The 17,485-nt window shown below is 36.1% G+C and carries 18 protein-coding genes; 5 read left to right on the top strand and 13 right to left on the bottom strand.

Features of this window, described 5'->3' with window-relative positions:
* The first annotated feature begins 38 nt into the window (after positions 1-38).
* A complete protein-coding gene (prpE, locus tag AB7942_RS02425; protein ID WP_369445651.1) occupies positions 39-779 on the top strand; it encodes a bis(5'-nucleosyl)-tetraphosphatase PrpE in 741 nt (246 codons plus the stop codon).
* Positions 780-828: 49 nt separating this feature from the next.
* On the opposite strand, the gene AB7942_RS02430 is transcribed toward prpE, so the two are convergent.
* From AB7942_RS02430 to AB7942_RS02445, 4 genes are read right to left on the bottom strand one after another with little or no spacing between them, the layout of a single operon-like run.
* Positions 829-1,734: an RluA family pseudouridine synthase gene (locus AB7942_RS02430; protein WP_369445652.1), complete on the bottom strand. Its 906-nt coding sequence runs from the start codon at positions 1,732-1,734 to the stop codon at positions 829-831.
* An 18-nt stretch (positions 1,735-1,752) separates the two neighbouring features.
* The gene (locus tag AB7942_RS02435; RefSeq protein ID WP_168242509.1) at positions 1,753-2,547 is read right to left on the bottom strand and encodes an NAD kinase; all 795 of its coding nucleotides are present in this window, start codon (positions 2,545-2,547) and stop codon (positions 1,753-1,755) included.
* Positions 2,548-2,600: 53 nt separating this feature from the next.
* Positions 2,601-3,239 carry a GTP diphosphokinase gene (gene yjbM, locus AB7942_RS02440; protein WP_098932878.1) on the bottom strand — a complete coding sequence of 213 codons (639 nt, stop codon included), beginning with the start codon at positions 3,237-3,239 and terminating at the stop codon, positions 2,601-2,603.
* Positions 3,240-3,258: 19 nt separating this feature from the next.
* Positions 3,259-3,624, bottom strand: a complete 366-nt coding sequence (locus AB7942_RS02445; protein ID WP_088086084.1) for a UPF0738 family protein — start codon at positions 3,622-3,624, stop codon at positions 3,259-3,261.
* 120 nt (positions 3,625-3,744) lie between these two features.
* On the opposite strand from AB7942_RS02445, the gene AB7942_RS02450 reads away from it, so the two are divergent.
* The 3 genes from AB7942_RS02450 to AB7942_RS02460 all read left to right on the top strand — a co-directional run bounded on the left by AB7942_RS02450 (position 3,745) and on the right by AB7942_RS02460 (position 5,811).
* Positions 3,745-4,335, top strand: a complete 591-nt coding sequence (locus AB7942_RS02450; RefSeq protein WP_369445653.1) for a CYTH domain-containing protein — start codon at positions 3,745-3,747, stop codon at positions 4,333-4,335.
* 206 nt (positions 4,336-4,541) lie between these two features.
* A complete protein-coding gene (locus tag AB7942_RS02455; RefSeq protein WP_098932875.1) occupies positions 4,542-4,949 on the top strand; it encodes a globin domain-containing protein in 408 nt (135 codons plus the stop codon).
* Entirely contained in the window at positions 4,933-5,811 is an 879-nt protein-coding gene (locus tag AB7942_RS02460) for a ClpXP adapter SpxH family protein (RefSeq protein ID WP_483310827.1), read from the top strand. Before AB7942_RS02455 ends, AB7942_RS02460 begins: the two co-directional genes overlap by 17 nt.
* A gap of 602 nt (positions 5,812-6,413) precedes the next feature.
* Here AB7942_RS02460 and pepF read toward each other — a convergent pair.
* From pepF to spxA, 5 genes are all read right to left on the bottom strand, one after another.
* The gene (pepF, locus tag AB7942_RS02465; protein ID WP_369445654.1) at positions 6,414-8,237 is read right to left on the bottom strand and encodes an oligoendopeptidase F; all 1,824 of its coding nucleotides are present in this window, start codon (positions 8,235-8,237) and stop codon (positions 6,414-6,416) included.
* A gap of 146 nt (positions 8,238-8,383) precedes the next feature.
* Positions 8,384-9,580, bottom strand: a complete 1,197-nt coding sequence (locus AB7942_RS02470) for a competence protein CoiA (protein ID WP_369445655.1) — start codon at positions 9,578-9,580, stop codon at positions 8,384-8,386.
* Positions 9,581-9,684: 104 nt separating this feature from the next.
* A complete protein-coding gene (cls, locus tag AB7942_RS02475) occupies positions 9,685-11,196 on the bottom strand; it encodes a cardiolipin synthase (RefSeq protein WP_088090336.1) in 1,512 nt (503 codons plus the stop codon).
* A 79-nt stretch (positions 11,197-11,275) separates the two neighbouring features.
* Positions 11,276-11,947, bottom strand: coding sequence for an adaptor protein MecA (mecA, locus tag AB7942_RS02480; protein ID WP_369445656.1), 672 nt, complete (start codon positions 11,945-11,947; stop codon positions 11,276-11,278).
* A 305-nt stretch (positions 11,948-12,252) separates the two neighbouring features.
* On the bottom strand, positions 12,253-12,648 hold the full coding sequence (gene spxA, locus AB7942_RS02485; protein WP_026566143.1) for a transcriptional regulator SpxA: 396 nt from the start codon (positions 12,646-12,648) through the stop codon (positions 12,253-12,255).
* 587 nt (positions 12,649-13,235) lie between these two features.
* Between spxA and AB7942_RS02490 the strand changes: the two genes are divergently transcribed.
* The gene (locus AB7942_RS02490; protein ID WP_088086078.1) at positions 13,236-13,421 is read left to right on the top strand and encodes a hypothetical protein; all 186 of its coding nucleotides are present in this window, start codon (positions 13,236-13,238) and stop codon (positions 13,419-13,421) included.
* 41 nt (positions 13,422-13,462) lie between these two features.
* Here the strand turns inward: AB7942_RS02490 and AB7942_RS02495 are convergent, their stop codons facing one another.
* From AB7942_RS02495 to opp3b, 4 genes are read right to left on the bottom strand one after another with little or no spacing between them, the layout of a single operon-like run.
* Positions 13,463-14,401: an ABC transporter ATP-binding protein gene (locus tag AB7942_RS02495; protein ID WP_088086077.1), complete on the bottom strand. Its 939-nt coding sequence runs from the start codon at positions 14,399-14,401 to the stop codon at positions 13,463-13,465.
* Positions 14,402-15,496: an ABC transporter ATP-binding protein gene (locus tag AB7942_RS02500; protein ID WP_335439474.1), complete on the bottom strand. Its 1,095-nt coding sequence runs from the start codon at positions 15,494-15,496 to the stop codon at positions 14,402-14,404. It lies immediately after the preceding gene.
* 17 nt (positions 15,497-15,513) lie between these two features.
* Positions 15,514-16,542 (bottom strand): oligopeptide ABC transporter permease, encoded by a 1,029-nt coding sequence (gene opp3C, locus AB7942_RS02505; RefSeq protein WP_098932872.1) that lies wholly within the window; start codon positions 16,540-16,542, stop codon positions 15,514-15,516.
* Complete coding sequence (gene opp3b / locus AB7942_RS02510; protein WP_088086074.1) at positions 16,539-17,471, bottom strand: oligopeptide ABC transporter permease; 933 nt, start codon at positions 17,469-17,471, stop codon at positions 16,539-16,541. The genes opp3C and opp3b overlap by 4 nt, the downstream gene beginning before the upstream one ends.
* Between the last annotated feature and the right edge of the window lie 14 nt (positions 17,472-17,485).

Genomic DNA, 17,485 nt, shown 5'->3' on the forward strand with positions numbered 1-17,485 from the left:
TCTAAGGCAAAAAATATCGATATAAGGGAGTTGAATTTATGAAAATTGATATAATCGGTGATATTCATGGGTGTTTAACGGAATTAAAGGAACTTACCATTACACTTGGTTATAAATGGGAGAACGGTATCCCGAGACATCCCAATAATAGAGTGCTGGGATTTCTCGGTGATTTAACAGACCGGGGACCTGCTTCACTAAACGTAATCGAAATTGTATGGCAGTTAGTCATTAAAGAAAAAACAGGCTATTACACACCAGGGAATCATTGTAATAAGTTATATCGTTTCTTCCTTGGCAACAAAGTTCAGATTGCCCACGGGTTAGAAACAACAGTTGCCGAATATGAATCATTATATAAAAAAGAGCAGCAATCCATTCGAAAAAAATTCACCGAACTTTATGAAAGGGCTCCATTATATTTAGTAATAGACAACAAAAAGCTTGTTATTGCCCATGCAGGGATTAAGGAGGAATTTATCGGACAATCGCATGCTAAGGTCAAAGAATTTGTTCTTTACGGCGATATAACAGGTAAAAAAAACCCTGACGGTTCACCGATAAGAAGAGATTGGGCCAAAGAGTATCACGGTGAAGCATGTATCGTTTACGGACATACTCCTGTGAATGAGCCAAGAATCATCAATAATACCTATAATATTGATACTGGGGCAGTCTTCGGAGGAAACCTAACCGCCTTAAGATATCCTGAAATGGAATTGGTTTCGATTAAATCTACTATGCCATATGTAGAGGAAAAGTTTAAGCAATTTGATTGAAATTGAAAAAGCGGGATCACACGCAAGCTCAAATTAAAAAGGCTGCCTCCTATAAAAGCGAGTCAGCCTCTAAAATTTCACCCATATCCCTCGGTAATGGTGCAGTAAAAATCATTTCCTCTCCTGAAAACGGATGAATAAATTTTATTCTTTTACAATGAAGAGCCTGCCTAGCAATTAATGTTAGATCTCCCCCATACAAATCGTCACCAAGCAAAGGATGGTTTAAATAAGACATATGGACTCTAATTTGATGGGTTCGTCCGGTTTCAAGTGTGAGCTCCAAATAGGTAAATGAAATATGTTTCTCGATCACTTGATAATGAGTGCAGGCATATTGACCATCCGCACGAACTTCCCGCTCAATAATGCTGTCCTCTTTGCGGCCAATGGGCGCTGTAATCGTGCCACTATCTAGTGAAATCCAGCCTCCAGCAAAAGCTTCATATGTCCTTTTAACCTGCCCACCCCGTTGCATCAAACTGAACAAGTGATGGACATGGCGATGCTTAGCAATTAGAACAATCCCTGAAGTATCCCTGTCAAGCCGAGTTACTATGTGGGTTGTAGCCTGCAGCCCACTGCGCTGATAATAGCCTACAAGGGCATTTGCCAAGCTGTGTACGGGGTGTTCTCGAGACGGAATCGTATTCATTCCTGCGGGTTTATTGACAACCAACAAATACTTATCTTCATATAGAATCGTTAACGGGATTTCTTCGCCCTTTAGTCCCTCGCTAGGACTCTCCATGGGGAAAATAACCATTACTTCATCCCCAAATGCCAACCTGTATCGAACATTTACTTCTTCTCCATTTACTTGGATACTGCCGCCCTTGAACTTAATATCCGTTAAGGCCGTTCTGGAAATTTCTTCCTTTTTTAAAAATTCTCTTAAAAGTTTTCCACTATCGCTTTCACTAATTTTCCACTTCATTTGAAACGGGGAAGTCATTATAATGGCCCCTTCTCGTCAATCTGAAATAAAGGAATCATGAACTCTTTTCCAAAAAGGAAACGGCCGGAAACGGGCAAAGCGGATTTTTTCTTCTGGCACCCTAAATTGGATTGATTTTACATCCTTATGAAGCAAGGTCAGATGGTCGATGGTCACTTGAAAATCAGACCGATTTACCGGTTTAAGCATACATGTATGGTGTGCAGGGAGAATAAGCGGCGAGCCTATGGTTCTAAAGACTTTGTTATTTATCGATGCCATCTCAGCCACTTGGAGGGCAGAAATCGACGGATGGATAATCGCCCCGCCAAGTGCCTTATTATAGGCGGTACTACCCGAAGGTGTTGAAACGCATAAGCCGTCCCCACGGAACCGCTCGAAATGCTGTCCGCGGATTTCCACATCCATGACGAGTGTCCCCTCGACACTTTTTACAGTTGACTCATTTAAGGCAAGATACCTTGATTCCTTCCCTGCATGTGAGTAACGGATAATCACTTCTAACAATGGGTATTCCACGACTTGATAGGGTGTTTTAGCAATCGCAATCACTAGCTTTTCAATTTCATCTGGGATCCAATCTGCATAAAAGCCGAGATGGCCTGTGTGAATTCCTACAAAGGCTGTTTTATCCAAACGGCTGCTATAGCGATGAAAGGCATAAAGGAGTGTCCCGTCACCACCAATGGAAACAACTATATCTGGTTGGTCCTCATCGTACACAAGATCAAAATCAAGTAAATAGGTCCTCATTTTGTGCATTAAAATATTTGATTTTTGATCTCCTTTTGATGTTATCGCAAATTTCATAGTATTTTTGCTCCTTGTGACTTGAATGGCTTTTCAAAAGACGGTTATGACAATTAATCCTTTTCTTCTTGTTTTAATTCTTTCTTTCTTGTAAAAAAGGCCTGAGCATCCTGAATTTCACCACGAATCAATGACATCTCCTCATCTAACCGAAATGCCGCTTCAGCTGCTCTTTGCAAACGCATTTGAATATCACTTGGAAAAACACCTTTATACTTATAGCTAAGCGTATGTTCAATTGTCGCCCAAAAATTCATTGCCAAAGTTCGTATTTGAATTTCCGCTAAGATTTTCTTTTCCCCATGTATCGTTTGAACGGGGTAGCTTATGACAACATGATAGGACCGGTACCCGCTTGTCTTTTTATGGGAAATATAATCTCTATCCTCTACGATTTCAAAATCATTCCGGTTTCGCAATAAATCGACAACTGTATGAATGTCATCGACAAACTGACACATAATACGCATACCTGCAATATCCTGCATTTCTTCTTCCAATCTTTCTAGTGGTATTCCTTTCTGATTCGCTTTGTCAAGAATACTTGCGATTGGTTTAACTCTTCCCGTCACAAATTCAATCGGTGAATGAGTAGCATCGAGTTCAAATTGACCTCTCATCCCCTTTAATTTTACTTTTAATTCTGCAACAGCCTGTTTATATGGAGCTAAAAATTGGTCCCAATGCTTCATGATTTCACCTCAAAACAAATTATGTTAAGAAAATACACTCTACTTTTGTAACCAATTCTTTTCCATAATTACTATTACCTTTAATATTTGTTAAGAGATAATCAAATTCATCATGAAAATTTATTAGTTCTTTTTGCTCATCATTAAAGGTGACCCAGACAGGCAACTTTTTTTCCTGGGCATTTTTTAAAAGCGGCCAGATTTGTTCATGTAAAACGATATATGTATAATCATTTTTATCTTCCATTAAGTAAATGAAAGAGTATTGGGCAGAGTCTACAAGTATCTGTTCCCCAGGAACCAATTCCAGAATTGGCTCATTTGTTTCTAACAATAGTTTATCTTCATTTATGTATGCCTTTAGGATTGCAATATTTTTCTTCATCTCTTTACCTCCATTGTCTACCTACCTATTTTAGCATAATTCATCCATTTCTCCCAAGGATTGATGTTTAAGTTGGAAGTGAGATAATAAAGAAAACACTCAGTTGAAAGGAAGTTCGGCATGACGCAAAATATTGAAATCGAATTTAAAAATATGCTAACAAGAATAGAATATGAAAGCCTCCTTAAGTATTTCAAGATAGACAAAAACCAAATATTTTCACAAGAAAACCACTACTTTGATACACCTGATTTTGCTTTAAAAAGTAAAGACTCTGCACTAAGAATTCGTAAAAAGGGAGGGGCCTACGAAATGACCTTAAAACAGCCGGCATCTGTAGGGCTGCTAGAGACAAATCAGATAATAGGGGAAGAGGAAGCCTCTACCGCAATTCACCATGGGAGACTTCCAACAGGGATCATTCAGCGTCTTATCGAAGACTACCAAATTTCTTTTTCAACTATTGAATATTTTGGATCATTAATTACGGAGCGAGTAGAATTCAATTACAAACAAGGCTTACTGGTATTGGACCATAGTATTTATCTAAGTGAAGAGGATTATGAATTAGAATATGAGGTTGAAAACTATCAGGTTGGAGAAAAAAATTTTCTTGAATTTCTTAAACAATTTAAGATTCCTACACGAAAAACAGAAAATAAAATTCGCCGTTTCTATAACAAAAAATACGAACAAACAAACTGTGATTAAATTCTTTAAATTAGCTAAAGGGAAGTTTCAATTTGGAGTTTTTTCCAACATACTACTGCCTCATTCTCCTATTAAGAATTGCTCACTTGGTACACATTAATAATGTGTTCAGAGTGACAAATTCACATTTTCAAAGCAATTAATTTGAGATATGAAATAGGCATTGTTAAAATAAATCTACATAATACTTTAAAGGAGTTGTCAACATGATTGAGAGAAAGCTTTCACCATTTGAATCCATTGGTGAAGATACATTACACCATCTTGTGGACACTTTTTATGGACTTGTTGCACAACATCCTGATCTTGCTCCAATATTCCCAAATCAATTTACAGAAATTGCTCGTAAACAAAAGCAATTCTTAACTCAATATTTAGGCGGCCCTGCATTGTATACAGAAGAACATGGCCATCCAATGATGCGTGCTCGCCATTTGCCCTTTCCAGTTACTCCAACACGTGCGAAAGCATGGTTATCTTGCATGACTCAAGCAATGGACAAAATTGGCTTAAATGGTCCAATAAGGGACGAATTTTATTCAAGACTTCATCTTACTGCCCAACACATGATTAACACGCCTGATGGTGAGGTATTAGGTGAAGATAGTGAATAGTTCAAGATCTTCTCGCTCCAAGCAACAATGTGGCGGAAATGAGAAAAAGCCAATTGAGATTTATATGTTTATTGACCCATTATGCCCGGAATGTTGGGCATTAGAGCCCATTTTAAAGAAGCTTCAAATCGAATATGGCCGTTATTTTTCAATTAAGCATATTTTGAGTGGTCGATTAGCTGATTTAAATTTGAGTAAGAAAAAGAATTTTGAGAATCTCGCTCAAGTTTGGGAAAAGACTGCTAGCAGGTCAGGAATGTCATGTGATGGAAGCCTATGGTTAGAGAATCCCGTCGATTCTCCTTTTACAGTTTCCATAGCTCTAAAAGCAGCTGAATTGCAAGGGAGACGTGCTGGTCTTCGTTTCCTGCGAAGAATACAAGAGGGCTTGTTTTTAGAAAAACTAAATGTATCTAATCTTGAAGTGTTAAAGGATTGCGCTAAGAGTTTAGGTTTAGATGTGGAGGAATTCATGTATGATATCCATTCCGAAAGTGCTGCGAAAGCCTTCCAATGTGATTTGAAGATCACATCTGAAATGGATGTACAAGAAATTCCTACGTTAGTATTTTTCAATGAAAATGTAGAGGATGAAGGAATTAAGATAACTGGTTCTTATCCATATGAGGTATATGTCCAAATTTTGGAGGAAATGCTCTCTGAAAAACCAGTGCAATCTCCCCCGCCTCCGTTAGAAACGTTTATGAAATTTTTTAAATTTGTTGCCTCAAAGGAAATTGCTGTTGTTTATAATATGTCTATTTCGCAAATTGAACGGGAGATGAAGAAACTACTATTAAAGCAAGTGGTCGAACAAATCCCCGCTAAATATGGAACCTTTTGGAGATATATCGAAGAATAGAAAATGTCGTTTGCAAACGGCATTTTTTTATTTTAAGCCCATGTTAAAGGGTTATTGTTGGTTTTATAGGCTAAGTTGATTGGAGCTGAAATCAACAGCCTAGTTTAACAGTTTCTATAAAAAAACGAAAATGCCTTGCAGCTTTTATACTGCAAGGCATTTTTCTATTATACGAACAAAGGGGATGGGAGAAATTTTTCACGGTTCAAACAAAGGGGTATATGTTTGTTGTGATCAACTTCACGTATATAATATAGCATGGGATAAAAGATACTGACAATAAGTTTGTGCTTTATTTCACATAATTGTCAAAAATCATAATTTCATGGAATGGACAATAGACATAATAGTACGAAGAATGAAAACTACTTTTTAAAAGGGTGGCCATGTTCGATGAGAAAATTCCCTTTCATTATTATGGTACTGTTTATTTTGTTTGCCTTTTTCCTCCAAATACTCGCATTATTAAAGATCTTCCCTCTATTGCTTAGTACACCAATATTGTTTGTATCCATTTTTATTTTCATTTTTTATCTTAATGACAGAAAACGATTTAGAGGATTTTAAAAGGGATGGATGCCAATAGGCACCATCCCCTTTATTTATGCTTTTGATAACAATTGTTCTAATTCATTCAATTTCTCTTCAAATACCTTACAAGCATTTTTGATTGGCTCTGCACTTGTCATATCTACACCGGCTTTTTTCAGCACTTCGATAGGATAATCTGAACTTCCCGAACTTAGAAAGTCAATGTATCTTTTGACTGCTGGCTCGCCCTCTTCTAAAATTTGCTTGCATAATGCAGTGGCTGCACTAAAACCAGTTGCATACTGGTAAACATAATAATTGTAATAAAAATGAGGAATTCTCGCCCATTCTAATCCGATTTCCTCATCAATCACAATATCCTCATCACCGAAATATTTTTTATTCAATTCGTAATAGCTTTCCGTTAATGCATCCGCTGTTAATGCCTCGTTATTTTGTGCCTTTTGATGGATCATGTGTTCAAATTCCGCAAACATGGTTTGACGGAACACGGTGCCTCTAAAGCCTTCTAAATAATGATTGAGTAAGTATATTCGTTTTTGTTCATCATCAATTGTTTTTAATAAGTAGTCATTTAGAAGTGCTTCATTGCAGGTTGAAGCCACTTCAGCAACGAAAATAGAATAGTTACCGTAAGGATATGGTTGTGATTTCCGTGTATAGTAACTGTGAACAGAATGGCCAAATTCATGGGCAAGTGTAAATAAATTATTTACATTATCCTGCCAGTTCATCAGAATATACGGATGTGTACCGTATGCTCCTGAAGAATAAGCCCCACTCCGCTTTCCTTTATTTTCATGCACATCAACCCAGCGATTTTCAAAGCCCTCTGTTAAAATTTTTGAATATTCTTCGCCTAAAGGAGCTAACCCTTTAATGACTAAATCCTTTGCCTCTTCGTATTTGATTTCCATTTTCACATCTTTCACAAGCGGAGTAAATAAATCATACATATGAAGCTCATCAAGCCCAAGAACTTTTTTACGTAGCTTCAAATAGCGATGTAATAAATGAAGATTATCTGTAACCGTATTTACAAGGTTATCATAAACGCTCTCCGGAATATTGTTAGCAGAAAGAGCTGAATGTCTAGCTGAATCATATTTTCTTACTCGTGCATTAAAATTATCCTTCTTCACATTTCCACTTAATGTACTTGAAAATGTATTTTTAAATTCACCATACGTTTTATATACAGCTTTAAACGCATCGTGTCTTACCCTTGGATCTGAGCTTTCTAAAAAGCGAATATAACGGCCATGAGTAATTTCAACTTCTTCGCCATTTTCATCTTTGATAGATGGAAATTGAAGGTCCGCATTGTTTAACATTCCAAACGTATTGCTAGAAGCATCCATCACTTCACTCGCTTCAGCTAGCAATGCTTCCTGCTCCGCTGTTAGGACATGTGGTCTTTGCAAATTAATTTCAGCTAGAGCATGCTCATATAATTTTAGTTCTGATTTCTCATTTAAGAAGCTAGTTACTTTGCTCTCGTCTAGAGAGAGAACTTCTGGAACAATAAAAGCCAACTGGCTGGCTGCTTGTGAATACAGATTTTTCATTCTGTCATCCAAGCCCTGATAAAAAGAGTTCGTCGTGTCTTGGTCATAGCGCATATGTGAATATGTATAAAGCTTTCCAATTCGTTCTAACAGCTTGTCTTGGAACTGAAGAGCTTGATACAGTGTCTCTGCACTTTCCCCTAATTTTCCTTCGAATTCTTTAATCCCCGGGATTTGAGCTTTTACCTCTTGAAACTCTTTTTCCCATTCCTGGTCACTCGAAAAAATATCTTCTAATTTCCATGTATCTTGTTCAGAAATTTCACTTCGTGCTGGCAGCGATTTTACTGCAGTTTCATTTGCCATCCTTCATCCTCCATTCTTTTATTCGCCCTACGTAAAGAAATGATCATTACATTATATTCTCCTTATCTTTTCAAACTCCTTTTCACAATTGGCAGCTAGGAAACTATTTACACTTTTATATAGTATGCCCTTATACATATTTTCATTTATTTATTTAAAAGGATTCGCTGGTATTTTTGAAAAAATATCAGCCTCGCTTCCTCTCTTTCTCGATTGGACTTTGGAATCGATATCTTCCGTATCAATTGGTAACTAGTATCTCCTTTTCTTGATATCATACCCAATTGCTCTAACAGTAAAAGGTAATCGAAAATAGCTAATAACGGATTAACTTTTTCAAGCAGTGATAAATTTCTTACAACGATTTCTTTTTTCTTAATTCTCTTATTTAAATGGCAGTTAATTTCATGTTGGGATATTAAATCATCGGGGCTTTTGTCGGCGATTATATCTATAAAAAAATACGTTTGCCAAATGATCGGTGGTGTTTGGAGAAGTAGTGAGTGATGGACGGGAAGACCAATTTCTGGAGGTAATAAGAAAAGATTAAGATTTTTGTTATATATTTCATGAAAAAATGATTTATGCTGATTCCCTGGATGAAGAGCCCAATTTAGATTAAATTTTTCATTTTCACTATTCCAGCTTGATAGATTAAACTGATTGCCCATCTTGGGTTCCAATAAATCACTTAAGTCTATTTTTTTTATAGGATAAAAGGAATGATTGGCGAAGGCATTTTTTGTGGAATAGGGAGTGATTGATTCAACCATATGAAATTGCTGTTTTTCGGGGCAATATGATGGAATATAGAACTTTCCAGAAGTAGTGGTCCGTAAAAATAAGTACTGAAAGTTTGACAATGCAACGATATTCCTCTTTTTACTGCGTATTTTGTTGCTAGAAAGAATCCATAGTGGAAGGTACCCATTCTGAAGATATGAATTCGTCCGCTTAATAAAAATGCTCTCTGGAATGGTTGAGCATTGATACTCTAACGCGTATTTCTTTCCATTATAATTAAACATGATATCAGGTCGCTGTTGAATATCCCTATCATAGTACTCTAAAACGGAAGGAATCTTTTGTCTTATCAGCCACTGATAGAGTTGACGTTTTCCCTCCATGTGGTAATTCGATTCGCTTTCATAAAAATCACGGCAGGCTCCCCCCTGCTTATGGGCAAAATGAAAAATCCGCTGATCTCCTAACTTAAGCAAAACACTTTCCCCACAAATAGGGCAAAAAAATTCTTCTTTGCTACGGAGGACCAAAAGAGTGTCTTTTTTGTAATCAAGCCCTAGACAGATTTTTTCACCAATTTTTGTTTGTGCTGTTAACAATTAATTCTCGCCTCCTTCATCTATCATAATTCGCTATAATTATCATTAATTCCTTTTAAAAACAAAAAAAACTCGCCAATTCGACGAGTTTTTTATCAAGGTTTTTAGAGCAAGGGAGATAGTAACCGAGCTGTTGATTCAAGTACTCTTAAACCCAGATGTCTTTCATGAAAAATTGTTTTATCCAGCTGTTTAGAATATTCAAGATCATTAATATATTCATCAACTAGCTTCTGGGTACTTTTAGTACGGAATAAGAATGCATTTACCTCAAAATTCAAATGGAAGCTTCTCATATCCATATTGGATGTTCCAATCGAGGCTAGTTCATGATCAACGATAACAATCTTACTGTGCATAAAGCCCCGTTGGTATTCATATACCTTAACGCCTGCTTCTAAAAGCTCTGGGAAATACGATCTTGATGCATGAAAGACGATCCGCTTATCTGGTTTATTGGGTACAAGGAGCCGTACGTCTATACCACTTAGGGCTGCAACTTTTATTGCTGAAAAGATATCTTCATCTGGAATAAAATACGGTGAAGCAATCCAAACTGATTTTTCCGCGCTTGCAATCATTGAGAAAAAGATATTTTTGATAACACTCCATTCGTTATCAGGCCCTCCAGCGATGAGTTGAACACCACCGTGATTTTCATTATCATTTTGGGGTGATAAGTATTCGGCTGTTAGGAAACTGTGATTAGTCATATAATACCAGTCTTGTAAAAAAATTAGCTGAAGTGTTCGAACGGCTTCCCCACGAAGCATTAAATGCGTGTCACGCCAAAAACCAATGTTCTTATCTCTTCCTAAATATTCATCCCCAATATTGAGCCCGCCAACAAATCCAATCGTCCCATCTATTATGATCATTTTACGATGATTACGGAAATTAAATTTATTATTTAAAAAAGGCAGTTTTACTGGCCCGAAAATCACCATTTCGATCCCGGCATTTCTTAGGTCGTTTATATAGGACTTGGACAACTGCCAAGAACCCACTGCGTCATATAAGAAACGAATCTTTACACCTTGATGGGCCTTTTCAATAAGAATATTTTTAATTTCTTGACCAATATGGTCGTGACGAACAATATAATATTCAAGATGGATATGATGCCTAGCTTTTTTTAGTTGTTCTAAGATATGGTGAAATGTTTCTTCTCCATTTGTTAAGATTTTTGTGGAGGTATCAAAGGAAATTGGACTATTCCCCAGTTTTTGAGCCAAATTGAATAATTTACCTTGGTGTTCCCCCATTAAGCTAAGCTTTTCATCACTTCTTGGATCATCCTCACCTTCAACTGTCAAAAACGCTTGTTTATCTAAGAAATATTTCTTCCTAAACATCTTCTCTTTCCGATAATTTCGGCCAAAAAGGAGGTAAAAAATAAAACCAACCAAAGGAAAGCTACCTAGAACTACTAACCAAGTGATCGTTTGAGTTGGGTGGCGGTTCTCAAGGAAAATAACAAAGCCAATAAAAATAACTGACAGTGTAACCAAAACACTTAGGAATCCAAAGATCCCACTTGCTAATTGATCCTTAAAGAAAAACAATAGTACGGATAATACCGCCAAAAATATAATAACCCTTACTGTGTTTTTCAGTGCCCTCACCTACCTGAGTTTTTTCAGGAAACAGTTAATGTTAAAAATACCGATTTCAATATTGAAATCGGTACATTAATTAGCGAAAATGTTTTCGTAATTCAGTAAAAACATTTCCAGAAATTATTTCTTTACCATATTCTTGAATACGATGAATGGTAAGTTGTGTTTCAAAACCGTACTCAAGCAAAATACTTAATATATCGTCAATTTCATCTTCTTCAAATAAGTCTTCAGGAAATTCAATATATAAATAGTATTTTCCTTCAAAATGATACAGCATTGTCACTAAATCATCCAATCCTGAACGATTAGATAAGCTAATAACATCCTCAAAGTCATTAAAGCCAATGAGGAATTCTAACGTTTCTTCCTCAAGAATAATATCTTCCTCATCTGAATGATTTCGATTAAAATGATGATCCAAAAGATCTTCAATCTTATCATCAGCCGGAAAATCTTTTATTTTTTCATTAGGAATGGGGAGTTCAAACTTTTCTCCATCTTTTGACAGCTGTGCTTTGGTTACCAGAACCTCTAAGCCTTTATCAAGTGCTTGGACTTGAATCCAAAGAGGACCTTCAATCACAAATTCTTCCTCATCATGGACTTCATCCATCATTTCCCAAAAGAGTTCTTCACTACGTTCCCGATTGTACCAAATCTCTTCACGGTCAAAGCCTCTTTCCTCTATATCACCATATGAAATGTAAAATTTCACTGTATTTTCATTAATGCGTTCAATCTCCATTAAAAACCTCTCCCTTCCGTTTTCCAGATTGAAGGGACTAAATACCCCCAAGCAGATACTGCCTTAGCATTTACTTAATTTCAAAAAAATTATCATAGGGTGTAAAAAAGTAAATACTCGTGTACTTTTATTTTATGATAAAAGTACTAATAAGGGAAATAAAAAAGGCTGAAATCTAAAAAACAGTGTTAATACCTATTCAACTTTGTTAAGATTTTCATTATATTGTAGCAAAGTGGGATAGAAACCACAACGATATTATTTTTTATATACAAAAAAAGACCTCCAAAAGAAGGCCTATTTATTTAATTAACCATACGCTGTGCTTCGCGCAACTGAAACGTTCTGACTCTTCTTGGGAGGAATCGTCTGATTTCATCCTCATTATATCCAACTTGTAAACGTTTTTCATCGATTATAATCGGCCTGCGCAAGAGACCAGGATTCTCTTTTATTAATCCAAATAAATCCTGAAGCGGCATTGCATCTAAGTTAACGTCTAATTTTTGAAATGTCTTTGATCTTGTTGAAATAATTTCATCCGTACCATCTTCAGTCATTCGAAGTATTTCTTTTATCTCTTCCATGGTTAATGGTTCGGAGAAAATATTTCTCTCTGTGTATGGTATTTCATGTTCTTCTAACCATGATTTGGCTTTCCTACATGATGTACAACTTGGTGAAGTGTATAGTGTAACCATTCAATCTTCACACTCCTCTTTTATTTGCGTCTATTTATTGATATATCCCGTATATTGAATTATTAAACCAATTTATTATAATCAAGTTAAATCATCTTTCAATAATCATTATAAATAAGTAATTTATATCATTGATTATACACCACTGTTTCTTAAAAGGGTATCTTTTTTTCAAAAAATATTGTAAGAAGAAAAACAATTCAAAAATTATTTGTATCACTATATTAGACGAATAATTCTCCTAAAAGTTTCATATTTTTTTATTATTTCATCTTGAAATTTTTTATTAATCATTATTCATCTTCCTATAATGTTCGTCTATACTGTGTAATAAAGTGAGGGTCACCAAGAAATAAATTGTTTTCACTACTTTAACAATTTATTTCTCTACGGCAAAAAACGATAAATCAAAATTCTATTCTCAATTAAAAATTCGTAATGAAAACGCATTCATTTTTTTGAAAATCAAATCGAAAGTTATTTAAATTCCTCTTTAAATAAAAGGTAAGTTCTTTTACAATAAAGGAGGGATATAAATATCGCGCTACGAATATTCAAAACAGCTGATTATGAAGGGGGTTAAAACTATGGGAGCATACATATTGGATTTAACTATTGTTGCTTTACTAATTGTAGGAATTACTGCCCTAATGGGTGTTATTACAAACAGTTTTGGCGAAAAAGTGTTTGGTGGTAAAAATCGAAGTGAATTTGTCGACGAAAGTGCTAAATACCAGACTGGATGGAAAACTGTCGGGGGTAATAAGAAATAATGAACAAAAAAACGATCTCGCAGCGAGATCGTTTTTTTGTTTTATTTAGATTGTACTTTGTATTGTTTGAACTCTTTCTCCGAGCATAGAACAAAGTGACCAGGAGTCACCTCTCTAAATTCAACTGATTCATTAGGCTCGTAGTTATGACTAGCTGGATCATATGATTTCCGTTTCCGTGTCCGTTCACTGATTGGATCTGGAGCAGGAATCGCTGATAAAAGTGATTGTGTGTACGGGTGTAGTGGATTTTTATAAAGTTCATCGGCAGGTGCAAGTTCTACCATTTTACCAAAATACATAACACCAATACGATCACTAATGTATTTTACCATTGAAAGATCATGGGCAATGAAGAGATAGGTTAAGTTTTTCTCTTTTTGAAGTTTTTTCATTAAGTTAACAACCTGCGCTTGGATAGAAACATCCAACGCTGAAATAGGTTCATCAGCAATGATAAATTCTGGTTGAACAGCAAGGGCACGTGCAATACCAATTCGCTGACGCTGACCACCACTAAATTCATGTGGATAACGGTTCGCATGCTCTCTATTCAAGCCAACGGTTTCTAAGAGCTCATATACTTGCTCCATCCGATCTTTTTTTGAATTTGCCAAGCCATGGATATCAATTCCCTCGGCAATAACATCAGCTATTTTTAATCTCGGATTTAATGACGCATATGGATCTTGGAATATCATTTGCATTTTCCGATTAAAATCTTTTAATTGTTTTTTTGACTTTTTACCGTGGACGTTAACTCCATCGTATAATACTTCGCCGCCAGTAGCATCGTATAAACGGATTATTGTGCGCCCTGTTGTTGATTTACCACAACCAGACTCTCCTACTAATCCCATTACTTCACCTTTAAATATATCAAAAGAGACATTATCTACTGCTTTTACTTCGTTCACTTTACCTTCATTAAAATATTGCTTTAAATTTTTAATTTCAAGTAATTTTTCATTCTGAGCCATTTACTTTCCCTCCTTTTTTCCAGGGAATTGACCTTGATTCGTTTTCACTAGAGTAGCTACTGGAGCATTTCCTGCAAATTGATTTTGGCGTCTTTTTACAGCCTCAGGTGGGTTAACCTTTGGTGCATCAGGATGTAACAGCCATGTAGCTGCATAATGTGTGTCAGAAACTTTAAAGAAAGGCGGCTCTTGCTCTAAATCAATTTTCATAACAAATGGGTTACGCGGTGCAAACGCATCACCTTTTGGAGGATCTAATAAATCAGGTGGTGTCCCAGGAATCGAGAATAACTCCTCGTCATGTGTATCCATGTCAGGCATTGAACTGATTAAGCCCCATGTGTATGGATGTTGTGGATTATAGAAAATCTCATCGGCTGTCCCAATTTCAACAATTTTCCCACCATACATAACTGCTACACGATCCGCTACATTGGCAACAACCCCAAGGTCATGCGTAATGAAGATTATCGATGTATCAATTTTCTTTTGTAGATCCTTCATTAATTCAAGAATTTGTGCTTGAATTGTAACGTCAAGAGCAGTTGTAGGTTCATCGGCAATAAGAATTTTAGGATTACATGCCAAGGCAATAGCGATAACAACCCTTTGTCTCATCCCACCTGAGAACTGATGCGGGTATTGATCTACACGTATCTCTGCCTTTGGAATACCAACTAGTTTTAATAAATCAACTGCTCTTTCCTTTGCAGCGTGTCTGCTCATATTTTGGTGTTTAATAAGAGGCTCCATAATCTGGTTGCCAATTTTCATTGTTGGATTTAGTGAAGTCATCGGGTCCTGGAAAATCATTGAAATATCTTTTCCACGGATTTTTTGCATTTCTTTATCTTTAAGTTTTGTTAGGTCTTTTCCTTCGAAAAGAATTTCACCACTTTTAATTTCTGAATTGTGTTCAGGTAGTAACCGCATGATTGATTTTGTTGTAACTGATTTTCCAGAACCTGATTCACCAACGATCGCTAATGTTTCACCATTATATAAATCAAAGCTTACACCACGAATCGCTTGTACTTCTCCAGAAAATGTATGAAACGATATTTTTAAATCCTTTACTTGTAAAACTTTCTCCATTTACATACACCTGCCTTCTAATCACGCATTTTTGGATCCAACGCATCTCGTAATCCGTCCGCCACTAAGTTAAAGCAAACCATAATAATAGCTATCATAATGGAAGGAATAATCATTTGATAAGGAAATGCAATCATAGATTTAAATCCTGAATTGACTAATGTTCCTAAAGATGCATTCGGTTCTTGTAATCCCAACCCAATAAAGCTCAAAAATGCTTCAAAGAAAATAGCATTTGGGATTGAAAACATCGTATTTATTATAATGACACCAAACATGTTCGGAATCATATGTTTAAAAATAATTGAAGAATTGGAAGCACCTAGTGTCTTGGCAGCCAAAACAAATTCCTGACCTTTAAATTTCAACACTTGTGCTCGAACAACTCGGGCCATACTAGTCCAGCCGGTTATAGTTAAGGCGAGTATGATTGGAATAATACCTGGCTTTAACACCAAAATCATTAATACAACAACAATCAGGTTGGGAATACCAACAATCACTTCTATAATACGTTGCATTACACCGTCAATTTTTCCGCCTAAATAACCAGATACAGCTCCATATGCAACTCCAATGGCCATATCAATTAATGCTGCCATGAAAGCAATAAATAACGATACTTGTGTACCTTTCCAAATTCGTGCAAACTGGTCTCGGCCTAAATTATCAGTTCCAAACCAGTAATAGGCATCAATTTTCCGAACTTCATATGCGTTATATACTGTGCCGTCTCTCCTGGATAAGGTTCCATCAAATGGAAGCCATTCTACATCCTCTAAACCTTGAATACGAGGCGGCAAGTTATTATGCTTAGTGTTTTGTGTATCGAAATCATACGGCGTAATCATCGGACCAACAAATGCCAAAATAAGCATGATTGCTAAGATCACTAAACTAACAACCGCACCTTTATTCTTCCGAACTCTTAGCCATGAATCCTGCCAAAAGTTCAGGCTCTTTTTGGAGATTTTTTCACTTTTTGATGGGTCAATATGGGCAGGAGCAAACATATCCTTTGAAATTGTAATGTCTTTGTTGCTCATTTAGTTTTCCCCCCCGATATACGAATACGTGGGTCGATGATTCCATATAGAATATCAACAATCAAGATAACAACAACAAATAATACAGCAAATAAAATATTGGTTCCCATAATGACAGGGTAGTCATTCATATTAATTGATTTAACAAATTGTTCCCCTAGTCCTGGAATTCCAAAAATTTGTTCAATAACTAATGAACCAGTCATTAAGCTAACAGCTAAGGGTCCTAATACAGTCACAACAGGTATTAATGCATTTCTTAGTGCATGCTTTAAACTAATTTGCCAACGGCTTGCTCCCTTTGCTCTCGCCAAAGTAATATAATCAGATCCTAATACCTCTATCATTTCAGTACGCATAAACCGTGCCGCAATTGATATCGGAAACATTGCTAGTGCAATGGTAGGCAAAATGGTATATTCTGGTCCTTTCCATAACATAACAGGAAGCCAATGCAATTTAACAGAAATATAAAACTGAAGCAATCCAGCAAATATAAATGACGGTACTGATTTTCCAACTACAGCAATAAATGTAGACCCATAATCTATCCATGTATTTTGCTTTAAGGCAGCAATTACACCCAAGAATATGCCAATTATTGCACCAACTATCATAGCTTGCAAACCTAATTGTGCAGATGGCCCAATGCGGTTAGCAATAAGTTCTGTTACAGGGGTATTGTCAAATTGAAAGGATACTCCTAGGTCACCCTTTACCAAATTCCTCATATAATTAAAATATTGAACAGGCAGAGGTTCATTTAAACCATATTTATCCAGCAAAATATCGCGCTGAACTTCTGAGAGCTTTTCGAAGTTATTAAATGGGCTACCTGGAATTAGCTTCATGAGGAAAAATGTAAGTGATGTTACGATTAAAAGTGTAATTATCATATAGCCAGTTCGTTGTAAGATATATTTTGCCATGACTACACCTCCTA

Source organism: Neobacillus sp. BF23-41, assembly GCF_041106275.1.

Excerpts from the sequence above, each read along its gene's own strand:
- prpE (WP_369445651.1), top strand. The coding sequence starts at position 39 with ATGAAAATTGATATAATCGGTGATATTCATGGGTGTTTAACGGAATTA.
- AB7942_RS02430 (WP_369445652.1), bottom strand. The coding sequence starts at position 1,734 with ATGACTTCCCCGTTTCAAATGAAGTGGAAAATTAGTGAAAGCGATAGT.
- AB7942_RS02435 (WP_168242509.1), bottom strand. The coding sequence starts at position 2,547 with ATGAAATTTGCGATAACATCAAAAGGAGATCAAAAATCAAATATTTTA.
- yjbM (WP_098932878.1), bottom strand. The coding sequence starts at position 3,239 with ATGAAGCATTGGGACCAATTTTTAGCTCCATATAAACAGGCTGTTGCA.
- AB7942_RS02445 (WP_088086084.1), bottom strand. The coding sequence starts at position 3,624 with ATGAAGAAAAATATTGCAATCCTAAAGGCATACATAAATGAAGATAAA.
- AB7942_RS02450 (WP_369445653.1), top strand. The coding sequence starts at position 3,745 with ATGACGCAAAATATTGAAATCGAATTTAAAAATATGCTAACAAGAATA.
- AB7942_RS02455 (WP_098932875.1), top strand. The coding sequence starts at position 4,542 with ATGATTGAGAGAAAGCTTTCACCATTTGAATCCATTGGTGAAGATACA.
- pepF (WP_369445654.1), bottom strand. The coding sequence starts at position 8,237 with ATGGCAAATGAAACTGCAGTAAAATCGCTGCCAGCACGAAGTGAAATT.
- mecA (WP_369445656.1), bottom strand. The coding sequence starts at position 11,947 with ATGGAGATTGAACGCATTAATGAAAATACAGTGAAATTTTACATTTCA.
- spxA (WP_026566143.1), bottom strand. The coding sequence starts at position 12,648 with ATGGTTACACTATACACTTCACCAAGTTGTACATCATGTAGGAAAGCC.
- AB7942_RS02490 (WP_088086078.1), top strand. The coding sequence starts at position 13,236 with ATGGGAGCATACATATTGGATTTAACTATTGTTGCTTTACTAATTGTA.
- AB7942_RS02495 (WP_088086077.1), bottom strand. The coding sequence starts at position 14,401 with ATGGCTCAGAATGAAAAATTACTTGAAATTAAAAATTTAAAGCAATAT.
- AB7942_RS02500 (WP_335439474.1), bottom strand. The coding sequence starts at position 15,496 with ATGGAGAAAGTTTTACAAGTAAAGGATTTAAAAATATCGTTTCATACA.
- opp3C (WP_098932872.1), bottom strand. The coding sequence starts at position 16,542 with ATGAGCAACAAAGACATTACAATTTCAAAGGATATGTTTGCTCCTGCC.
- opp3b (WP_088086074.1), bottom strand. The coding sequence starts at position 17,471 with ATGGCAAAATATATCTTACAACGAACTGGCTATATGATAATTACACTT.